Source organism: Pseudomonas sp. W15Feb34 (assembly GCF_023127765.1).
Taxonomy (GTDB): domain Bacteria; phylum Pseudomonadota; class Gammaproteobacteria; order Pseudomonadales; family Pseudomonadaceae; genus Aquipseudomonas; species Aquipseudomonas synxantha_A.
The window spans coordinates 94,391-111,531 of sequence record NZ_SPKN01000003.1; the positions used below are offsets into that span (position 1 = coordinate 94,391).

Consider the following 17,141-nt stretch of genomic DNA (forward strand, 5'->3'; position numbering starts at 1 on the left):
AGAAGTGCAGATGGCCAAACGTATCCAGTTCAGCGCCCACGGCGGCCCCGAAGTACTTGAGTATGTGGACTACACGCCAGCGGAGCCTGGCCCACAACAGGTGCGGGTGCGTAACGAGGCCATCGGTCTGAACTTCATCGACACCTATTTTCGCAGTGGCCTCTACGCACCGCCCGCGCTGCCATCCGGCCTGGGCGCTGAAGGCGCTGGTGTCGTCGATGCCGTGGGCAGTGAAGTCACCCAGTTCAAAGTCGGCGACCGCGTGGCCTACGGCAGCGGCCCGCTGGGTGCCTACAGCGAGTTGCATGTGTTGCCCGCCGCCAACCTGGTGCACCTGCCGGATGACATCAGTTTCGAGCAGGCCGCCGGGGCCATGCTCAAGGGCCTGACCGTGCAATACCTGTTGCGCCAGACCTACGAATTGAAAGGCGGCGAAACCATCCTGTTCCACGCGGCTGCCGGTGGCGTGGGCTCCCTGGCCTGCCAATGGGCCAAGGCCCTGGGCGTGAAGCTGATCGGCACCGTGAGTTCGCCGGAAAAGGCCGCCCTGGCCAAATCCCTCGGCGCCTGGGAAACCATCGACTACAGCAAGGAGAATGTCGCACAACGTGTGCTGGAATTGACTGACGGTAAAAAGGTGCCGGTGGTGTACGACGGCGTCGGCAAGGACACCTGGCTGACCTCTCTGGACAGCGTGGCGCCACGGGGTTTGGTCGTAAGCTTTGGCAACGCGTCGGGCGCGGTGGACGGGGTGAACCTGGGCATTCTGTCGGCCAAGGGCTCGCTGTACGTGACCCGCCCGACGCTGGCGACCTACGCCAACAATCCGGCGAACTTGCAGGCGATGGCGGACGATCTGTTTTCGATGATCAAGAGCGGCAAGGTGCGCATTGATATCAACCAGCGCTACCCGCTGGCGGATGCGGCCAAAGCGCAGACCGAGTTGTCGGCGCGACGCACGACTGGCTCAACCATTCTGTTGCCTTGAGTGCGTCATCGCAGGCAAGCCAGCTCCCACATTTGACCGCGATGACTGATCAAATGTGGGAGCCGGGCTTGCCCGCGATGGCCGTGCCTCGATCTCAGGAGGGACGCACAACCTCACCTGTCACCAGGTCCCGAATCAGGCTTGGGTTCTTGCGCCCACCCAGCGCGCCACCCAACACCAAGTCCACTTGCCCGCGGAAATACTGCTCCACGCGAATACGCGTGCGTGCCGCCGGGCGCCCCTGAGGGTTGGCCGACGTGGAGATCAACGGCCCGACCTGAGCGCACAAATCCCTCACCAACGGGTGATCAGTGACCCGCAACGCCACAGTGTCATGCATACCGGTGACCCATTCGGGCAACAAGTCCTGGTGGGGCACCAGCCAGGTATTCGGCCCGGGCCAGGTGCTGGCCATGCGATCGATCCAGGTGTCCGGGAAGTCTTCGAACAGGAAGTCGAATTGACGAATGTTGTCCGCTACCAGAATCAGGCCCTTGTCCACCGAGCGGTTCTTGATCGCCAATAGCCGATCCACCGCTTCTTCATTCCACGGGTCGCAACCCAGGCCCCAGACCGCCTCGGTCGGATAGGCAATCACCGCGCCTGCGCGAATTTCCCGTGCGGCTTGCAGCACACGCCACCTGTTGACCATTATTTAATCTCCGGACTAAAGCTCTGGGCAGTTTACCGATCTTCGTTACAAAACCCAGCGCCAAAAACCGGCAGCACCTAAACCTGGCAACGCGCCAGCCAGCGCCCGCTTTCGCAGATGACCTGGCCTTCCAGCTCCAGCTCCGTAAGAGTCGCCAGCACCTGGGACAACGGCCGACCACTGGCAATCGCCAGGGCTTCACTGGTATGCGGCGCAGCATGCAGCAGTGCCACCAGTGGGTGGGTGATCGGCACCGGCGCAGGGCGCGATAACGCCTGCCAACCGCGCAGCGCCTCAAGGATGTGTTCGATGGTTTCCACCAGCACCGCGCCATCACGGATCAGTTGATGGCAACCCTTGGCACCGGGATGGTGAATGGAGCCAGGGATCGCATACACCTCGCGCCCTTGCTCTGCGGCCAGCCGTGCGGTGATCAGCGAACCGCTGGCCATGCTGGCTTCCACCACCAGAACCCCCAGCGAGAGCCCGCTGATAATCCGATTGCGCCGTGGAAAATTACCGGCCTGGGGCCCCGCGTCCAACGGAAACTCAGAAACCACCGCGCTGCCTTGGGCAATCATCGCGGCAGCGAGCTTGCGGTGGCGCTGTGGATAAAAATTTTCCAGCCCGGTGCCAAGCACCCCGACTGTACGACCGCCCACCTCCAGCGCTGCCTGGTGTGCTGCGCCGTCAATGCCCAGCGCCAAACCACTGGTGATGACAAAACCGGCGCTCGCCAGGCTGCGGGAAAACGCGGCGGCCGTGTCCATGCCGGGGCGGGAAGCACGCCGGCTACCGACCATGGCCAACTGTGGTTTTTCCAGAATGCCCGGGTCGCCCGCAACGAATAACAGCGGCGGTGCGTCGTCGATCTGAGCGAGCAAGGCCGGGTACTCAAGTTGGTCCCACATCAGCAAATGCTGGGCCGGACGCTCTAACCAGGCCAATGCCGTACTGGCGCCATCACGGATTTGCGGGCTACGCCGGGCATCGGCGCTGATGGCGGGCAACCCGAGGGAACGCCAGGCACTGGCGGGGGCACTGAGGGCCTTGGAGGCGCAGCCGAACGCTTGGATCAATACGTGAAAACGCTTGGGACCCAGTTCTGGCAGCCTGTGCAAGCGTAGTCGGGCTTCCAGCTCTGCCGGAGAAATTTCGCTACTGTTTATCGGATTCATTTGATCATCCTTGACCGGAACAAGCTGTGGATAACTCTGTTGGTAACTTATTTAGCAGGCTATTTATTGCGCTTGTTGACGGGTCTCGAAACGATCCTTTACAGCCAGCGCGCGTGAAGCACTGAGCACCAAGGCGTAGCTGAGTTTTTCATAGGTGCGAAACACCAGAAGAGTGCCGGCCCGTTCTTCCGGGAGTTGTGTTGGCGTGCCGGTAAGGACGTCTCGCACCGTGGCACCCGCCTTGATCACCGTCAGTAACTGGCCTTCGATCAATCCGTCGCGGCGGCCCTTGTTCAGGGTCACGGCGTCCAGAACACCAATCTGAGTGACGCCCCTGGGGATGTCGATGATGTGCCCTGCGATGAAAGCCGTGGATTTGGCTGACTCCAGGGTGTTCAGCGCGACCGGACGTTGGGCACCAAGCAAGCGGTCACCTGGACGGATTTCCTGGGTAACCCGCTGCACCGCCAGGGTGGTGAGGTCGTCGGCGAGTACAAAGCGTGCGGTGCCGATATCGTCGGCATTGATGCCCAGTAGCTCCTGGGTGCCTGGGTCGGTGTAGACCTTGCCTCGACGAAAGATTCCGTAGCTTGGCTGGGCCGGGTCCAACTGACCGCGAGCATGCACGCGCTCACCGTTGGCCCCCAGCACGCGACCGCCTTGCGCTGCGACGATATAAGGCGCGTTGTCCAGGTCCTGGGGCGTATCGACAATCCGGTTATGCAGTAAAAAGTGCTGGATGGCCTGTTGCGTCGCGTGATCCAAGCGTTCAGTGGGCTTGGGAATCAACGCCATGGCGACGGGGGCCCACAGCAGCAAGACGAGTAGCGATTTCCTCATGGGGTGAATCTCCTTTATTATGTGCGTTCGCGTGAAATGCCTTGGCCCTCGTGGCTTCTGAGCGTTTCACACCGGCCGTGTGGGTCCATCCCACCGCCGATTGGTCTTTACCTCACATGTGCAGCAATTACGCTTATGGCTATTTTGAACATCCTCGAATTTCCCGACTCGCGCCTGCGCACGATCGCCAAGCCGGTGGCCGTAGTGGACGACAAGGTTCGTCAGTTGGTCGATGACATGTTTGAAACAATGTATGAAGCTCCGGGCATTGGCCTCGCCGCTACCCAGGTCAACGTGCATCTGCGTGTCGTGGTCATGGACCTGTCGGAAGATCGCAGCGAACCCCGGGTGTACATCAACCCCGAGTTCGAACCGCTGACCGATGAGATGGGCGAATACCAGGAAGGCTGCCTGTCGGTGCCGGAGTTCTACGAGAACGTCGAACGCCCGCTGCGCGTGAAGATCAAGGCCCTGGACCGTGACGGCAAGCCTTTTGAGCTGATTGCCGAAGGTCTGTTGGCAGTGTGCATCCAACATGAATGCGACCACCTTAACGGCAAGCTGTTTGTCGATTACCTGTCCACGCTCAAGCGGGACCGGATCAAGAAGAAGCTGGAAAAAAAGCATCGCCAGCAAGCTTGATGCCCTTCTTCCAAAGGCTTGCTGCGGCAAGCCTTTTTCTTTTGTGACTGTTTTTAACCGAGAACTCCCATGACCGAGCCATTGCGCATTGTTTTTGCCGGCACCCCTGAATTCGCCGCCGAACACCTCAAGGCGCTGCTTGCCAGCCCTTATGACATCGTCGCGGTGTACACCCAGCCGGATCGCCCGGCCGGTCGCGGGCAAAAACTGATGCCGAGCCCGGTCAAGCTATTGGCGCTTGAACACAACATAGCGGTGCTGCAACCGCCGACCCTGCGTAACGCCGAAGCCCAGGCCGAACTGGCCGCGCTGAAACCGGACCTGCTGGTGGTGGTGGCCTACGGTTTGATCCTGCCCCAGGCGGTGCTGGATATCCCGCGCCTGGGTTGCATCAACAGCCATGCTTCGCTGCTGCCTCGCTGGCGTGGTGCGGCGCCGATCCAGCGCGCCGTGGAGGCGGGCGACAGCGAAAGCGGCGTGACCGTGATGCGCATGGAGGCGGGCCTGGACACCGGACCGATGCTGCTCAAGGTCACCACCCCGATCACCGCGCAAGACACCGGTGGCAGCCTGCACGACCGCCTTGCCGAAATGGGCCCACCTGCCGTGATCCAGGCCATCGCCGGCCTCACAGCAGGCACCCTGGAAGGCGAGGTACAGGACGACAGCCTGGCCACCTACGCGCACAAATTGAACAAAGACGAAGCGCGCCTCGACTGGAGCCGCCCGGCCGTGGAGCTGGAGCGCCTGGTACGTGCCTTCAACCCATGGCCAATCTGCCATAGCACCCTGAACGGCGAAGCCTTGAAGGTGTTGAACGCGACCCTGGCCGACGGCAAAGGCGCCCCCGGCGAGATTATCGGCGCCAGCAAAGACGGGCTGTTGGTCGCTTGCGGTGAGCAGGCGCTGTGCCTGACACGTCTGCAATTGCCCGGCGGCAAAGCGCTGAACTTCAGCGATTTGTTCAATAGCCGCCGTGAGAAATTTGCCTTGGGCACGATCCTCGGGGTGGCCGCTCAATGAACCCACGTCTGGCCGCCGCCAAGGCACTCGCCGCCGTGCTCAACGGCAAAGCTTCGCTGAACAGTTCATTGCCGACACAACTGGATAAGGTCGAAGACCGGGATCGCGGTTTCACCCAAGACCTGGCCTTTGGCACCGCCCGCTGGCAGCCAAGGTTGTCGGCACTGGCAGCCAAGCTGCTGCAAAAACCGTTCAAGGCGGCAGACGCTGATGTCGAGGCGCTGTTGCTGGTGGGCCTGTATCAATTGCTCTACACCCGCGTACCGGCCCACGCCGCCATCGGTGAAACCGTCGGTTGCGCCGACAAGCTGAAAAAGCCCTGGGCCAAGGCCCTGCTCAATGCCGTACTGCGCCGGGCCCAGCGTGAAAGCGAAGCACTGCTGGCCGAGCTGGAACATGATCCGGTGGTGCGCACCGCCCACCCGCGCTGGCTGCAAAAATCCCTGAAAGCCTTCTGGCCCGAGCAATGGGAGGCTATCTGCGCGGCCAACAACGCGCACCCGCCGATGATCCTGCGGGTCAACCGCCGCCACCACAGCCGTGACGCGTACCTGCAATTACTGGCCGACGCGGCCATCAACGCCACCCCGTGCGTGTACAGCACCGACGGCATCGTGCTGGAAGCCGCCACCGATGTACGCAGCCTGCCGGGCTTTGCCGAAGGCTGGATCAGTGTGCAGGACGAGGCCGCGCAATTGGCGGCCGACCTGCTCGATTTGGCCCCCGGCCAGCGCGTACTCGACGCCTGCTGCGCGCCAGGCGGTAAGACCTGTCACATCCTTGAGGTTGAAAAAGACCTGGCCGGTGTAGTGGCTGTGGATCTTGAAGCCAAACGCCTGGTGCGCGTGCGGGAAAACCTTGCACGCCTGGGCCTCAGCGCCGACCTGATCGCCGCCGACGGCCGCGACACAGCGACCTGGTGGGACGGCAAGCCATTCCAGCGCATCCTGCTGGACGCACCTTGCTCCGCCACCGGCGTGATCCGTCGGCACCCGGACATCAAGCTGACCCGCCAGCCCGACGACATCGCCGCCCTCGCGGTGCTGCAAGGCGAATTGCTTGACGCCCTGTGGCCAACCCTGGAAGTCGGCGGCATCCTGCTGTACGCCACCTGCTCCACGCTACCCACCGAAAATACTGAGGTCATCCAAGCCTTCCTCGCCCGCACCAGCGGCGCGCGCGAACTGGACCTCGCTACCAGCGCCGGCATCAAGCAGCCCCACGGCCGCCAACTGCTCGCGCAGGAAGGCGGGCACGATGGCTTCTACTACGCCAAACTGATCAAGATCGCCGCCGCACGCGGCTGAATGGGTTTAAGGGAGTGACCGGATGAAAATCATCATCCTTGGGGCAGGGCAGGTCGGAGGCACGCTGGCCGAACACTTGGCCGGCGAAGCCAACGACATCACCGTGGTCGACACCGATGCCGAGCGCCTGCGCAACCTGGGCGACCGCCTGGACATTCGCACGGTACAAGGCCGGGCGTCGTTTCCAACGGTGCTGCGTCAGGCGGGTGCCGACGATGCCGACATGCTTGTGGCGGTGACCAACAGCGACGAGACCAACATGGTCGCGTGCCAGGTCGCTCATACGTTGTTCCACACCCCAACCAAGATCGCCCGGGTGCGCGAAGCGGCCTACCTGACTCGCGCCGGCCTGTTCGATAATGACGCCATTCCGGTGGACGTATTGATCAGCCCGGAACAGGTGGTCACCCACTACATCAAGCGCCTGATCGAAATCCCTGGCGCCTTGCAGGTGATCGACTTCGCCGAGGGCAAGGCGCAACTGGTGGCGGTAAAGGCGTACTACGGCGGGCCGTTGGTTGGCCAGCAACTGCGCCAGCTGCGTGAGCACATGCCAAACGTGGAAACCCGCGTGGCCGCGATTTTCCGTCGTGACCGGCCGATCCTGCCCCAGGGCGACACGGTGATCGAGGCCGACGACGAAGTGTTTTTCATCGCCGCCAAGGCGAATATTCGTGCGGTCATGAGCGAAATGCGCAGGCTCGACGAGAGCTACAAACGCATCGTCATCGCAGGCGGCGGGCAGATCGGCGAGCGGTTGGCCGAGGCCATCGAAAGCCGCTACCAGGTGAAGATCATCGAGATGAGCCCGACGCGTTGCCGGCATTTGTCCGACACCCTCGACAGCACTGTCGTACTGCAAGGCAGCGCCTCGGACCGCGACCTGCTGATGGAAGAAAACATCGCCGACGCCGATATCTTCCTCGCCCTGACCAACGATGACGAAGCCAACATCATGTCGTCGTTGCTGGCCAAGCGGCTGGGGGCGAAGAAGGTGATGACCATCATCAACAACCCGGCCTATGTGGACCTGATCCAGGGCGGCGATATCGACATCGCCATCAGCCCCCAACTGGCGACCATCGGTACCTTGCTCGCCCACGTGCGGCGTGGCGATATTGTCAGCGTGCACTCCCTGCGCCGGGGTGCGGCGGAAGCCATCGAGGCGATTGCCCACGGTGATTCGAAGTCGAGCAAGGTGATTGGCAAGGCCATCCGCGATATCGGCCTGCCGCCGGGTACCACCATTGGCGCAATCATCCGCGATGAAGAAGTGATCATCGCCCACGACGACACGGTGATCGCCACCGCAGACCATGTGATTTTGTTCCTTGTGGATAAAAAACATATCCGCGATGTAGAGAAGCTGTTCCACGTGGGCTTGAGCTTTTTCTGATCAAACGGAGTGACCGACATGCTCGAATCCCTGGAAAAAATGCTCGCCAAGGGTGTGGATAATTCGCTGCTGCGTTTCGGCTTGGGCAAGGGTTATCTGGACTTGAAAGACAACGCCAAAGCCGCCGAGCATCTGGGCAAGTGCCTCGAGTTCGATCCGAAGTATTCGGCGGCGTGGAAGCTGTTGGGCAAGGCGCACCAGGCGCAGGGTGACAGTGCCTCAGCACGACAGGCGTGGGGAAAAGGCATTGAAGCGGCCCAGGCCCACGGCGACAAGCAGGCCGAAAAAGAGATGACCGTGTTCCTGAAGAAACTCGATCGCCAGGCTTGATACAGGACTAAATGTGGGAGGGGGCTTGCTCCCGATGGCAGTGTGTCAGCCAATGCATATTTGACTGAACCACCGCTATCGGGAGCAAGCCCCCTCCCACATTGTTTCTATATCGGTCTTGAGTCAGGTGTGAGTCAGTACCACCGCGCCTCACCCGGCGGGCGCTTCTTGAAGCGCTTCATGCTCCACATGTACTGGCTCGGGTAGGCGCCGACATAGCGCTCCACCACTTTGCTCATCGCCGCGCAGGAGGTGGCGGTGTCGGTGCTGTACATGTCTTCCGGCGCCGCTTCCAGGATCACTTTGTAGCCTGAGCCGTCCGGCAGGCGCAACGCGTGCAGGAATACGCCAACAGCCTTGTGGCCCGCGAGCATGTTCGGCACGAATTTGCTGGTGAGGGCCTGGGTGGCGAAAAACGGTACGAAGATGCCGGCGGACTCGGCTGGTTCCGGGTCGGCAGGAATGCCTACCTGGCCGCCTTTGCGCACTTCCTTGATCACGCTGAGAATGCCTTCCTTGGTCGACGCCGCCACGCGGTTGCCCAATTGCACGCGTTGTTTGCGCAGCAGTTCGTCCACCGCCTTGAGCTTGGGCGGGCGATAGAAAATGATCGGTTTGCACTGGCTGCAATAGAAGTGGTTCAGCACTTCCCAGTTGCCCAGGTGACTGGTGATACCCACCACGCCTTTGCCCGAGGCCAGGGCTTGGTGCAACACTTCCAGACCCTCGACTTCCCGCACCAGGTCGATGGAGCGCTGGGCTGGCCAGATCCACGCGCAAGCACTTTCGGTCAGGGACTTGCCGATGTCCATCAGGCTGCGGCCCACCAGGCGCTCGCGCTCGGCCGGGTCCATGTCCGGGAAACACTTGGAAAGGTTGATCCGCACGGTGTCGCGGGAGCGGTTGGGGGTTTTCCACATGATCCAGCCGATGCCCGTGCCGACGGCTTGTACGGCGCGCCAGGGCAGCAGGGCAAACAACCGGAGAGCGCCTACCAGCAAGGCGCCTTTAAACTTTTCCACAGGTCACTCCTGATCGTGTGTGGTGCGCAAAACCGGCATTCTAACCGGCGTTGACCAAGTCCGCGTAACGGTCACAGTCCTGAGTGTGGTCCATGACCATGCCCGAGGCCTGCATGAAGGCGTAGCAGATGGTCGGCCCGACGAAGGTGAAACCGGCTTTCTTCAAGGCGCGGCTCATGGCTTCAGCCTCGGGTGTAATGGCCGGGACGTCGCTGCGATCCTTGAAGTGATTGACCTTGGGTTTGCCGCCGACAAATGACCACAGCAACCCCACCGGGTCTTCCAGCGCCAGCCAGGCCGCCGCGTTGCGCCGTGTAGCGTTGAGCTTCAAGCGATTGCGCACGATGCCTGGATCCTGCATCAGCGCCTCGATTTCTTCATCGCTTAACCGCGCCAGACGCTGCGCATCAAAGCCGAACAAGACCTTTCGATAATGCTCGCGTTTGCGTAAAACAGTGATCCAGGACAGACCCGCCTGGAACCCTTCGAGCAAAAGCAACTCGAACAAACCCTGCGCATCGCGCAGCGGCGTTCCCCACTCTTGATCGTGATAAGCCATGTACAGCGGATCTTCAGAACACCAAAAGCAGCGTGGCATAAGGCTCCAGGGAGTGGTGGCGGGGCCGAATCGGGTATACTCCCGCTCTTTAAATCGCAGCCCAAGTAACAGGTGAATTTCGTGAGCCAGCCTACGCCAGCCGTGCGTACCTTCCAAGACTTGATCCTCGCCCTCCAGCAATACTGGGCCGAGCAAGGTTGTGTGGTACTTCAGCCCTACGATATGGAAGTAGGCGCCGGCACTTTCCACACCGCTACATTCCTGCGGGCCATCGGCCCGGAAACCTGGAACGCCGCTTATGTGCAGCCCAGTCGTCGCCCGACTGACGGCCGCTACGGCGAAAACCCGAACCGTCTGCAGCACTACTACCAGTTCCAGGTGGTATTGAAGCCCAACCCGGACAACTTCCAGGAACTGTACCTGGGCTCGCTCAAGCATGTGGGCCTGGACCCACTGGTGCACGACATCCGTTTCGTCGAAGACAACTGGGAATCGCCAACTCTGGGCGCCTGGGGCCTGGGCTGGGAAGTCTGGCTCAATGGCATGGAAGTGACGCAGTTCACTTACTTCCAGCAAGCCGGCGGCATCGAATGCTACCCGGTGACCGGCGAGATCACCTACGGCCTGGAGCGTCTGGCCATGTACCTGCAAGGCGTGGATTCGGTCTACGACCTGGTATGGGCTGACGGCCCGTTCGGCAAGGTGACTTACGGCGATGTGTTCCACCAGAACGAAGTGGAGCAGTCCACCTACAACTTCGAACACGCCAACGTCGAGAAGCTGTTCGAACTGTTCGACTTCTATGAAAGCGAAGCCAAGCGCCTGATCGAACTCGACCAGCCGCTGCCGTTGCCAAGCTATGAAATGGTGTTGAAGGCGTCCCATACCTTCAACCTGCTGGACGCCCGCCGTGCCATCTCGGTAACTGCGCGCCAGCAATACATCCTGCGTGTGCGCACGCTGGCGCGTTCCGTCGCCCAAGCCTATTTGCTGGCTCGCGCCAAGCTGGGCTTCCCGATGGCAACCCCTGACCTGCGTGATGAAGTGTTGGCTAAGCTGGAGGCTGCACAATGAGTGCTCAAGATTTCCTGGTTGAACTGGGCACCGAAGAGCTGCCACCCAAGGCACTCAATACCCTGGCCGATGCATTCCTGGCCGGTATCGAAAAAGGCCTGCAGACTGCCGGCCTGAAGTTTGAAGCCAAAAAAGTCTACGCCGCGCCGCGCCGCCTGGCTGTGCTGCTGACCGCGCTGGAAACCCAGCAGCCGGACCGCAACATCAACCTGGACGGCCCACCGCGCCAGGCAGCTTTCGATGCCGAAGGCAACCCGACACAAGCCGCCCTTGGCTTTGCCAAGAAATGTGGCGTAGAGCTGAGCGAGATCGACCAGAGCGGCCCGAAACTGCGTTTCAGCCAGGTCATCACCGGCAAGCCGACCGCCAGCCTGCTGCCGACCATCGTTGAAGACTCCCTGAACGACCTGCCTATCCCCAAGCGCATGCGCTGGGGTGCGCGCAAGGAAGAGTTCGTACGTCCGACCCAATGGCTGGTGATGCTGCTCGGTGATCAAGTCATCGACTGCACCCTCCTCGCCCAGAAAGCCGGTCGTGATTCCCGTGGCCACCGCTTCCACCACCCGCAAGCCGTACGCATCACGTCGCCGGCCAACTACCTCAACGACCTGCGCGCCGCTTACGTATTGGCCGATGCCAATGAGCGTCGCGAGCTGATCAGCAAGCGCACCGAAGAATTGGCCCGCCTGCAGGAAGGCACCGCCATCGTGCCGCCAAGCCTGCTGGACGAAGTGACCGCTCTGGTGGAGTGGCCGGTGCCGCTGGTGTGCTCGTTCGAAGAGCGTTTCCTCGACGTGCCACAAGAAGCGTTGATCACCACCATGCAGGACAACCAGAAGTATTTCTGCCTGCTGGACGCAGACGGTAAGTTGCTCCCGCGCTTTATCACCGTGGCCAACATCGAAAGCAAGGACCCGCAGCAGATCATCGCCGGTAACGAGAAAGTCGTTCGCCCGCGCCTGACCGATGCCGAGTTCTTCTTCAAGCAAGATAAGAAACAGAAGCTCGAAGACTTCAACCTGCGCCTGCAAAACGTGGTGTTCCAGGAAAAACTCGGCAGTGTCTACGACAAGGCCGTGCGAGTTTCCAAGCTGGCGGCCTACATTGCGCCACGCATCGGCGGCGACGCAGCCTGGGCCGCCCGTGCCGGCTTGCTGTCCAAGTGCGACCTGGCCACCGAGATGGTTGGCGAGTTCCCTGAGATGCAAGGTGTCGCCGGTTACTACTACGCCCTCAACGACGGCGAGCCGGACGACGTCGCCCTGGCCCTGAACGAGCAGTACATGCCACGCGGTGCCGGTGCAGAACTGCCGACCACGCTGACGGGTGCGGCCGTGGCCATCGCCGACAAGCTCGATACGCTGGTGGGTATCTTCGGTATCGGTATGTTGCCCACCGGTAGCAAAGACCCGTATGCCCTGCGCCGTGCGGCATTGGGCGTGCTGCGGATCCTGATCGACAAGAAGCTGGATCTCGACCTGACCCAGGCCGTGGTGTTCGCCGTCGGCCAATTCGGGACCAAGGTCAAGCAAGCCGGCCTGGCCGAGCAAGTGCTGGAGTTCGTGTTCGACCGCCTGCGTGCGCGTTACGAAGACGAAGGCGTGGACGTTTCCGTCTACCTGTCGGTACGTGCCCTGCAACCGGGTTCGGCACTGGACTTCGACCAGCGCGTACAAGCCGTACAAGCGTTCCGCAAGCTGCCGGAAGCCGATGCCCTGGCTGCCGTGAACAAGCGTGTGTCGAACCTGCTGAGCAAGGCCGACAACCTCGGCAATGCCGACGTTGACCCAAGCCTGTTTGCCGATGCCAAGGAGTTCTCGCTGAACTCGGCCATCGCCAAGGCCGAGAACGCCGTGAAACCGCTGATCGCCGAGCGTAACTACGCTGAAGCGTTGGCGCGCCTGGCGTCTCTGCGTGAGCCGGTAGATGCGTTCTTCGAAGCGGTGATGATCAATGCCGACGATGCCGGCGTGCGGAAAAACCGTTACGCCATGCTCGCGCGTCTGCGTGGCCTGTTCATCAATATCGCTGACATTTCCGTACTGGGCTGATCATGTTGAAACTGCTGATTCTCGATCGGGACGGGGTGATCAACTACGACTCCGACGCTTACATCAAGTCGGTACAGGAGTGGATCCCCTTGCCCGGCTCGATCGAGGCCATCGCGCAGTTGAGCAAAGCCGGCTGGACGGTGGCCATCGCCACCAACCAGTCCGGCATCGCCCGCGGTTACTACGACATCGCCACCCTGGACGCCATGCACGCGCGCTTGCGCACGTTGGTGGCCGAACAGGGAGGTGAGGTGGGGCTGGTGGTTTACTGCCCTCACGGGCCGGATGAGGGCTGCGATTGCCGCAAGCCCAAGCCTGGCATGTTGAAAACTATTGCAGAACATTACAAGGTGCCCTTGGCTGGGATATGGTTCGTCGGGGACAGCCTCAGTGACCTGGAGGCGGCCAAAGCCGTCGACTCTCAGCCAGTTTTGGTAAAGACCGGAAAAGGCGAAAAGACCCAGGCGAAAAACCTGCCGGTAGGCACTTTGATTTTTGACGATCTGGCGGCGGTTGCCGCAGAACTTATTAACAACTAGCCGCCCTCGACTTCCTGACCAAGGATTGTTCGGGAGTGCGCTTTTAACAGGCGGGCCGTGTCCCGCAACGGTAAATGCCGCCATGTCGATCTTGCAGGCCATCAGAACCTTTTTCTTTTACCTGCTGCTGGGCACCAGTTCGTTTCTCTGGTGCACCCTGAGCTTTTTTATTGCCCCCTTCCTGCCGTTCAAGGCGCGTTATCGCTTCATCAACGTTTATTGGTGCCGTTGCGCGTTGTGGCTGAGCAAGGTGTTCCTGAACATCCGTTTTGAGGTCAAGGGCGCAGAAAACGTCCCGGACCAACCCTGCGTGATTTTGTCGAACCACCAAAGCACTTGGGAAACCTTCTTTCTTTCCGCGTACTTCTCGCCCCTGAGCCAGGTGCTTAAGCGTGAACTGTTGTACGTGCCGTTCTTTGGCTGGGCCATGGCCATGTTGCGCCCGATCGCCATTGACCGTGACAACCCCAAGGCGGCGCTCAAGCACGTGGCCAAGAAGGGCGACGAGTTGCTCAAGGACGGCGTCTGGGTACTGATCTTCCCCGAAGGTACGCGTGTGCCCTACGGCACCGTAGGCAAGTTCTCACGGGGCGGTACGGCATTGGCGGTCAACGCCAACCTGCCGGTGCTACCCATTGCCCACAATGCCGGCAAGTTCTGGCCGAAGACCGGCTGGGCCAAACGCGCTGGCACCATCACCGTGGTTATAGGCGAGCCGATGTACGCAGAAGGCGAGGGGCCGCGTGCGATTGCTGCACTGAACGACCGCGCCGCTGCATGGAATGAAGCACAGCAGCGAGCCATGGGTTCCCTGCCTCCTGAGCCCTTGGTAGTCGAGACCCCGGCGATTTGAGGATCTGTGGATAACCTGTGCACGCTTTGTTGGCGAATTGGCTTTTTTGATTCATAACCTTCTGATTTAGCTGCATATTTCTGAAGATCATAAAATCTCGAAAAACGTGCATAAGTTTTTTCTTCATAAAAAAACCGGTCCTTGTGACCGGTTTTTTATGCACAGCAGAAAAGTCGGTTTTTTAGTCTTCCAACTGCGGCAATAACAGGATGAATGTCGAGCCCTTGCCCAGCTCACTTTCACAAACGATGCGTCCACCGTGCCGTTCCACCACGGCCTTAACCATCGTCAGCCCCAGTCCAAGACCGTCACTGCCCTGGGCCGAATCGAAACGCCGGTATTGGCTGAACAGTTCCGGTAAATCCTCGGGGGCAATCCCCGGCCCCTGATCGCTGATGCGGCATTCCAACCACCCCTGTGCACTGCCGTGTCTTAACCTGACGGTAGTGCCGGAAGGGGAGTATTTGATCGCATTCTCCAGCACGTTGAACAACGCACGGGTGAGCAGTGATTGATCGGCATGGATCATGGCTTCATCCGCCTCATCCAGGTCGTGGACCAGGTGGATGCCCTTGAGTTGCGCAATCACCGCCACTTGATCAAAGGCGTCCATCACCAGCATGGCGAACAAGGTAGGCTGGAACTGGTAACCGTCAGCCTCGGCCTTGGCCAATTGCACAAAGGATTCGGTAAGGCTCAAGGCCCGTCGGACCTGTTGTTCGACCTGGGCAAAGACTGGCGATTCGCCGTTATGCACATCCAGCAGGGCGAGGATCGCCGAATGGGGTGCGCGTAGGTCGTGGGAGAGGAAACGCAGCATGGTCTCGCGATGCTGCTGGGCTTCTCGCTCCTTGCTCAGGTCCGTCAGGCTCAACAACCAGCCGAGGGCGAAGTCACCTTCGGCCGGAAGCAAGGGCGCAAGCTCCATCCGCAGACTGCGCTGGTGGATATCGCGGAACTCAACCAATTCCAGTGCTGACAGGGCAGGGCGTACGCCGTTATGCAGCGGGGGATAACCCAGATCGGCGAGTTGTTCGATGAGGTTTGAATTGACCAGGTCGTTACCGAACACATCACGGGCTACACGGTTGGCCAACAGAATATTGCCCTGTGGGTCGGTTATCAGCGTAGCCACCGGCAGGCACTCCAACCCGTCAGCCATAAAGCGCCGCGTATCACGCGTACGACTGACTGCCTGCTCAAGGGCAAAGATCCGCCCCTGCAACACATCACCCTTGCTGGCGGGCGCACGACGACGCTCCGGCAGCACCTTGGGCTCGTTATCCAGCCGCGCCAGTTCCCAACCAAAGTAGGCCAGGATGACGCTCAGGCGCCGCCAGTTCCAGATGAGATAGCTGAGTAACAGCCCGATCAAACACGCGGCGGGAGACCACCAATGCCCAAGGCGCAGCAATGCCCATGAGCCCACCAGCGCCGCGGTCATGCCACCCAGGGTCATCCACAGGGCGTAGCGAGGGCGATACAGCAGAAGGCCCAGCAGCAAGGTCACCAGGGATGTCGCCAACAGGGCGGCAAGCCATCCGGGCAGGTCGACAATGCTGCGTCCCTGCAACAGACCATTGAGGATATCGGCCTGGATCTCCACTCCTGCGGTCGTGCCGACGGTGGAGGAGAGCGGTGTCACAAAACGATCGGCCATTCCATACGCCGTGGCACCTATCAGAATCAGCCGGCCGCGCAGTGTCTCGGGAGCTACCTCGCCGCGTAATACGCTGAGGTAGGACACGCTGGGAAAGTGGTCATCTTCCGAGGTGAAAGGCACGCGGATTTCATGCTCTTGATGCCACTGCTGGCTGCTGGGCTCCTGGGCAAGGCCCGGCATTACCGGTGCTTGCTCACTCAGCGCGAACGCCAGCCATGCCAATTGAGGGAGCGTGCTTCCCGGTGGGCCTTCACGCAGATACACGCTGCGTACGATGCCGTCGCTATCCGCTTCGACGTTGATATGCCCCACGCCCTTGGCGCACTTGAGCAACGGTGACAGCGGCTCTCCTGGCAGGCTGGGCCTTACACTGCTATCACCGACGATGGGCAGCAGTACATTGCCAGCATTGCAGACCGCATCAGCCAACCGTCGTCCATCGGCCCCCTTGCTAGGTTCGCTGAAGACTACGTCAAACAGAATGCCTGCCGGCTGGGCGGCGCTAAGGCGTTCAATCAGATCTGCATGCACACTGCGCGGCCACGGCCATGGGCCGAGTACTTCCAGGCTGGGCGCATCAATGGTGACCAGCAGAATCCGTGGATCCACCGGTAAAGGTGTCAGGCGGCGCAGGCTGTCGTAGAGAGGGTTATTCAGTGCCAGGCCCGGGCTCAAGGACAGGTAAACGGTAAAGGGCAGTAACACCAGCCCGATCAACAACCATTCACGGACCAACCCGTGGAATAACAGCTGTGCCTGGGAGGGTTGGCGTTTCTCGGCTTTGCGCCATAGTTTCACAGGGCTACCGCCGAAAGTATGCGAAGGCATTGATGGTCATCGGATAAAGGTGTCATAGGCCCGCTCCCTTTCCATGTGGTGACGTTCAACAGTGTTCTGAAACCAGTGAAGCTTATTTCGGTCTCAGTTGAGGACTTTACCCAGAACCGTGCAACAAACCATACCTCACCTTGTTGCAGGGCAGGGGTATGAGCGAGTCCTTTTCCTCACAGACAGGAGCCGGTAT

At 60.7% G+C, this 17,141-nt stretch carries 16 protein-coding genes; 10 read left to right on the forward strand and 6 right to left on the reverse strand.

What is annotated here, in order from left to right:
- Window positions 1–10: 10 nt before the first annotated feature.
- Entirely contained in the window at window positions 11–988 is a 978-nt protein-coding gene (locus E4O97_RS01190) for a quinone oxidoreductase (RefSeq protein WP_032878594.1), read from the forward strand.
- Window positions 989–1,082: 94 nt separating this feature from the next.
- Here the strand turns inward: E4O97_RS01190 and E4O97_RS01195 are convergent, their stop codons facing one another.
- From E4O97_RS01195 to E4O97_RS01205, 3 genes are all read right to left on the reverse strand, one after another.
- Window positions 1,083–1,640: an L-threonylcarbamoyladenylate synthase gene (locus E4O97_RS01195; protein ID WP_032878595.1), complete on the reverse strand. Its 558-nt coding sequence runs from the start codon at window positions 1,638–1,640 to the stop codon at window positions 1,083–1,085.
- A 77-nt stretch (window positions 1,641–1,717) separates the two neighbouring features.
- Window positions 1,718–2,818 carry a DNA-processing protein DprA gene (gene dprA, locus E4O97_RS01200; protein WP_216090511.1) on the reverse strand — a complete coding sequence of 367 codons (1,101 nt, stop codon included), beginning with the start codon at window positions 2,816–2,818 and terminating at the stop codon, window positions 1,718–1,720.
- 63 nt (window positions 2,819–2,881) lie between these two features.
- Entirely contained in the window at window positions 2,882–3,658 is a 777-nt protein-coding gene (locus tag E4O97_RS01205; RefSeq protein WP_078822696.1) for a peptidoglycan-binding protein, read from the reverse strand.
- A gap of 135 nt (window positions 3,659–3,793) precedes the next feature.
- On the opposite strand from E4O97_RS01205, the gene def reads away from it, so the two are divergent.
- From def to E4O97_RS01230, 5 genes are all read left to right on the forward strand, one after another.
- Window positions 3,794–4,300, forward strand: coding sequence for a peptide deformylase (gene def, locus E4O97_RS01210; RefSeq protein WP_005783383.1), 507 nt, complete (start codon window positions 3,794–3,796; stop codon window positions 4,298–4,300).
- Between the two features lie 69 nt (window positions 4,301–4,369).
- The gene (gene fmt, locus E4O97_RS01215) at window positions 4,370–5,323 is read left to right on the forward strand and encodes a methionyl-tRNA formyltransferase (protein WP_216090510.1); all 954 of its coding nucleotides are present in this window, start codon (window positions 4,370–4,372) and stop codon (window positions 5,321–5,323) included.
- Window positions 5,320–6,630 carry a 16S rRNA (cytosine(967)-C(5))-methyltransferase RsmB gene (gene rsmB, locus E4O97_RS01220; protein ID WP_032878600.1) on the forward strand — a complete coding sequence of 437 codons (1,311 nt, stop codon included), beginning with the start codon at window positions 5,320–5,322 and terminating at the stop codon, window positions 6,628–6,630. The genes fmt and rsmB overlap by 4 nt, the downstream gene beginning before the upstream one ends.
- A gap of 22 nt (window positions 6,631–6,652) precedes the next feature.
- Window positions 6,653–8,026: a Trk system potassium transporter TrkA gene (trkA, locus tag E4O97_RS01225; protein WP_032878602.1), complete on the forward strand. Its 1,374-nt coding sequence runs from the start codon at window positions 6,653–6,655 to the stop codon at window positions 8,024–8,026.
- 18 nt (window positions 8,027–8,044) lie between these two features.
- The gene (locus E4O97_RS01230; RefSeq protein ID WP_248160768.1) at window positions 8,045–8,356 is read left to right on the forward strand and encodes a tetratricopeptide repeat protein; all 312 of its coding nucleotides are present in this window, start codon (window positions 8,045–8,047) and stop codon (window positions 8,354–8,356) included.
- A 134-nt stretch (window positions 8,357–8,490) separates the two neighbouring features.
- On the opposite strand, the gene E4O97_RS01235 is transcribed toward E4O97_RS01230, so the two are convergent.
- Window positions 8,491–9,378, reverse strand: a complete 888-nt coding sequence (locus E4O97_RS01235; protein ID WP_005783378.1) for a lysophospholipid acyltransferase — start codon at window positions 9,376–9,378, stop codon at window positions 8,491–8,493.
- Window positions 9,379–9,418: 40 nt separating this feature from the next.
- Complete coding sequence (gene tag / locus E4O97_RS01240) at window positions 9,419–9,976, reverse strand: DNA-3-methyladenine glycosylase I (RefSeq protein ID WP_005783377.1); 558 nt, start codon at window positions 9,974–9,976, stop codon at window positions 9,419–9,421.
- An 81-nt stretch (window positions 9,977–10,057) separates the two neighbouring features.
- On the opposite strand from tag, the gene glyQ reads away from it, so the two are divergent.
- The 4 genes from glyQ to E4O97_RS01260 all read left to right on the forward strand — a co-directional run bounded on the left by glyQ (window position 10,058) and on the right by E4O97_RS01260 (window position 14,454).
- Window positions 10,058–11,011, forward strand: a complete 954-nt coding sequence (glyQ, locus tag E4O97_RS01245) for a glycine--tRNA ligase subunit alpha (RefSeq protein ID WP_003213601.1) — start codon at window positions 10,058–10,060, stop codon at window positions 11,009–11,011.
- On the forward strand, window positions 11,008–13,062 hold the full coding sequence (gene glyS, locus E4O97_RS01250; protein ID WP_248160769.1) for a glycine--tRNA ligase subunit beta: 2,055 nt from the start codon (window positions 11,008–11,010) through the stop codon (window positions 13,060–13,062). The genes glyQ and glyS overlap by 4 nt, the downstream gene beginning before the upstream one ends.
- Window positions 13,062–13,601, forward strand: a complete 540-nt coding sequence (gene gmhB / locus E4O97_RS01255) for a D-glycero-beta-D-manno-heptose 1,7-bisphosphate 7-phosphatase (RefSeq protein ID WP_248160807.1) — start codon at window positions 13,062–13,064, stop codon at window positions 13,599–13,601. Before glyS ends, gmhB begins: the two co-directional genes overlap by 1 nt.
- A gap of 82 nt (window positions 13,602–13,683) precedes the next feature.
- A complete protein-coding gene (locus E4O97_RS01260; RefSeq protein WP_005783374.1) occupies window positions 13,684–14,454 on the forward strand; it encodes a lysophospholipid acyltransferase family protein in 771 nt (256 codons plus the stop codon).
- Window positions 14,455–14,635: 181 nt separating this feature from the next.
- Here E4O97_RS01260 and E4O97_RS01265 read toward each other — a convergent pair whose 3' ends face one another.
- On the reverse strand, window positions 14,636–16,915 hold the full coding sequence (locus E4O97_RS01265; RefSeq protein WP_248160808.1) for a CHASE2 domain-containing protein: 2,280 nt from the start codon (window positions 16,913–16,915) through the stop codon (window positions 14,636–14,638).
- Window positions 16,916–17,141: the final 226 nt, after the last annotated feature.